Annotated in this window: 4 protein-coding genes; all 4 read right to left on the bottom strand. The window is 61.6% G+C overall.

Features of this window, described 5'->3' with window-relative positions:
* On the bottom strand, nucleotides 1-566 hold a 566-nt coding region (locus AC1DSG_RS29540), incomplete at its 3' end, for an efflux RND transporter periplasmic adaptor subunit (RefSeq protein WP_477794033.1).
* Between the two features lie 240 nt (nucleotides 567-806).
* Nucleotides 807-1,904: a DUF1513 domain-containing protein gene (locus AC1DSG_RS29535; protein WP_477794032.1), complete on the bottom strand. Its 1,098-nt coding sequence runs from the start codon at nucleotides 1,902-1,904 to the stop codon at nucleotides 807-809.
* Between the two features lie 14 nt (nucleotides 1,905-1,918).
* Nucleotides 1,919-2,983 carry an imelysin family protein gene (locus AC1DSG_RS29530; RefSeq protein ID WP_477794031.1) on the bottom strand — a complete coding sequence of 355 codons (1,065 nt, stop codon included), beginning with the start codon at nucleotides 2,981-2,983 and terminating at the stop codon, nucleotides 1,919-1,921.
* 27 nt (nucleotides 2,984-3,010) lie between these two features.
* A partial coding sequence (locus AC1DSG_RS29525; RefSeq protein WP_477794030.1) for a di-heme oxidoredictase family protein occupies nucleotides 3,011-3,191 on the bottom strand: 181 nt, incomplete at its 5' end.

Genomic DNA, 3,191 nt, shown 5'->3' with positions numbered 1-3,191 from the left:
GTGCCGGTGGCGACATAGTCACCGACGTCCACCTGCCGAATGCCGATGGTCCCGCTGAACGGCGCCAGGATGCTTTTCTTGCCGAGCGCAGCCCTGAGTTGATTGACCGTGGCCCTGCTCTTTTTCTGCACGGCCGAGAGTCGGTCGAATTCACCTTTGGAAATGGCCTGGCTGCCGACCAGTTGGCTACCACGACCGTAATCGAGCTGGGCCAGCCCGAGGTCGGCCAGTGCCGTTTCCAGCAAGGCACTTTCCACGGCACTGTCGAGTCGCAGGAGGGGTTGACCGGCCTTGACCTTCTGCCCTGACTCGAATTGCAAATCGATGACGGTGCCGTCGGTCTCCAGGCTGAGATCCACGCCTTGCAAGGCCTTGAGCGTGCCGACGGTGGGCAGGCGGGTTTGCCACGGACGTTCGGCAGCCGTGGCCACAGCGACACTGATCGGCGGTTTTGGCGCAGAGAAACCTTGAATCATCGTGTAGATGGAGAAGGCTTTATAACCGGCCAGGACCAGCACGATCAGTAAAACAACACCCAACATGATCAGCATGCGGCGACGCAGCATATTTCCAGTTCCTTGGAGAGAATCAGGTGAGACAGAGAGGCACATTACCCCGAGAGCGCGGGGGATTCCAGCTGACACATCTCACAGGACTATCCCTGTAGCAGCTGGCGAAGCCAGCGTTCGGCGGCGTAGCCGCCGTAAAACCATGCACCTCGGTGTGTCAGGTGCAACCGGGTGTCCGGAACGACGACTGCTGCGCAGCCGGACGCAGGCTGCGCCAGCTGCTACACAGGACGGTGTTTAGATAAGGTGCAGGTGGTTGTCCCAGAGCCCCGCCGGCAGCTCAAGGGGTTTTGCAACAAGGTTGGTCTGGCGGCAATCGTAGTAGCGGCAGCGGCCCTGGCCCGAGGTCACGACAAAACCATCAGCCACGGCACCGACCCCGGCGCAATCGGGAAGAGGCGCATCCAGGCGCACTTCGCCGCTGTCCAGATCCCAGATGAAAAAACGGTTGCCCCGGGGCGCGGTCAAGGCCACCAGGCGCAATTCGCTGTGCACCGCGACACTGGCGGTGTAATGCCCCATCGCCTGCAACTGATGCTCGGGCACTGGGAACGCCACGAACGGTTGGCCGGGACGCTTGATTGCCAGCAGCTCCGACGACTCGTGGGATGGCCCCATGAATTGCTGGCCGGCAACGATGGTGCCATCGCTGGCGATCCCCAGATGTCGCACGCTGTTCATCTGCTGGGCGAGGGTTTCCTTGCTCAGCAACGTACCGTCACGTTGCATCAACACCAGGCTTGGCTCCATGGCGTTGAGGTTCATGTCGACCCGGCTCTCGGCCTCGGTGCGAATGCCGCCGTTGGCCACCACCAGGGTTTCTCCATCGGGCATCCACGACACTTGATGCGGGCCGAGGCCATGGGTGGAAATCTCCCCGCTGTGTACCAGTCGCTCACCTTCGAATTTATACACACCGAGCAAGCCACGGCCCGGATCGGACGTATCGTTCTCGGTGGCGTAAAGCCAGTCGCCGTTCTTGTGAATCACCGCGTGACCGTAGAAATGCCGGTTCGGCTGCGAGGTCACGGTTTGCAGCAACGTGCCGTCACGCAGGTCGATCAAGTAACTCTCGGTACCCGGACGGCGGGCGACGAACAGCGCAATCGACAGCGTCGGGTGATTGATGATGTCGTGGCAGCGCTGACCGACCTGGGTGGCGAACACCCGGGTGCCGTCCAGCCGATAGCCGACGGCGTAATGCTTGCCGTCGGTATCGTCCCGCGCCGACAGCAGCAACGGGCTTTTGTCCTTTTGCTTGAACAGCGTCCAGCCGCCCAGTGTCACTGCTCCCAGCAGCAAGCTACCTAAAGTCAGAGCCTGACGTCGCAGCATGGCACTCGTCCTCATCAGTCACCGTCGTTGGCGTTGAAGCCCAGTTGAATGCCCAGCGCCTTGGCCAGTTCGCCTTCGTGCAGGCGGTGGACCACGTTGAGGCTGTCGTAGAGATCGTTGAGTTGCTGGCGACCGGCATCGTCGTTGAGCATTTCGGTCAGCGAGCGCTGGTTACTGGCAAACAGTTTCAGCGAAGCGGCGTAGGCGGCATCGATCTTGTCGGCCAACGGCTTCTGCTCGCTCGGCAACAGACCGCGCAGGCCTTTGTTGTCGACGCCTTCCCACACCGTTTTGGCGGCGGCGAGGCTGGCTTCCAGGCCGGCCAGGGACGACTGGCTGCGCCATGCATCGGCCTGGAACGGTTGTGGCACACCCTTCGTCTGACGGCCCATCGGCGTGCCGAGTTTTTTCTTCAGGCTGTCGAGGGCGGTGACCTGCACGCGCAGCAGATCGGCGATGGCTTCGTGGGAGTCGGCGTAGCGCTGGTTCGGGAACTTGCTCATTTGCGCGAGCATGCCGTCGGTGTTGTTCCAGGTCTGCAGGATCTCTTCGGCCAGTTGTTTCTGACGCTCGCCAATGGCTTTCAGCAGCGGGCAATACTTGGCTTTTTGCGCGTCGTTGGCCACGTCCGGCTTGCTGTCGAACAGGATGTATTCATAGGCCGAGAGGCCCTGAACCACAACGCTGGACTTGGCCAGTGCGGCGGCATCGATCTGCGGCTGCGCAGTCACCAGTTGCTCGACCTGACGGCCGACCAGGTTTTTCTTGTCCGGCCAGAACTGCACCTGCCACGAACGGTTGCCCTCGGCCAGCGGCCCGATCAGCAGCGGTTGCAACTCGGCCCAGGCTTTCTGCGCGTGCAGGAAGTTAGCGCGGGCGGTGTCGAGGTTTTCCTTGCCTTCACAGTAGGCGAGGGCGCTGACGGCCAGTTGGCGGTCGGCTTCAACCCAGCGGGTGTAGGTCGGCAGAATCACCGATTTGGCGATGGCGGCCGATGTCACGGCTTGCGGGTCCTGCGGTGAACAGGCGCCCAGTGCGAGTGCGGCAAGGCTGGTGAACAACAACTTGGGACGGAACATGTCGGGCTCCCGATTCTTTATAAGTGTTTAAAGTGAGTTCAAAAACGCCAGCAACGTAGCGCGCTGCTCGGCATTGAAAGACAAAACCTGGTCACGCGCAGCCTGAGCTTCGCCGCCATGCCAGAGCACGGCTTCAAGCAGATTGCGCGCGCGGCCATCATGCAAAAACTGGGTGTGGCCACTGACGGCTTGCGTCAGGCCGATGCCC

This window comes from Pseudomonas sp. P5_A12, from assembly GCF_056400685.1.
This window is presented reverse-complemented; position numbering and strand designations above follow the sequence as displayed.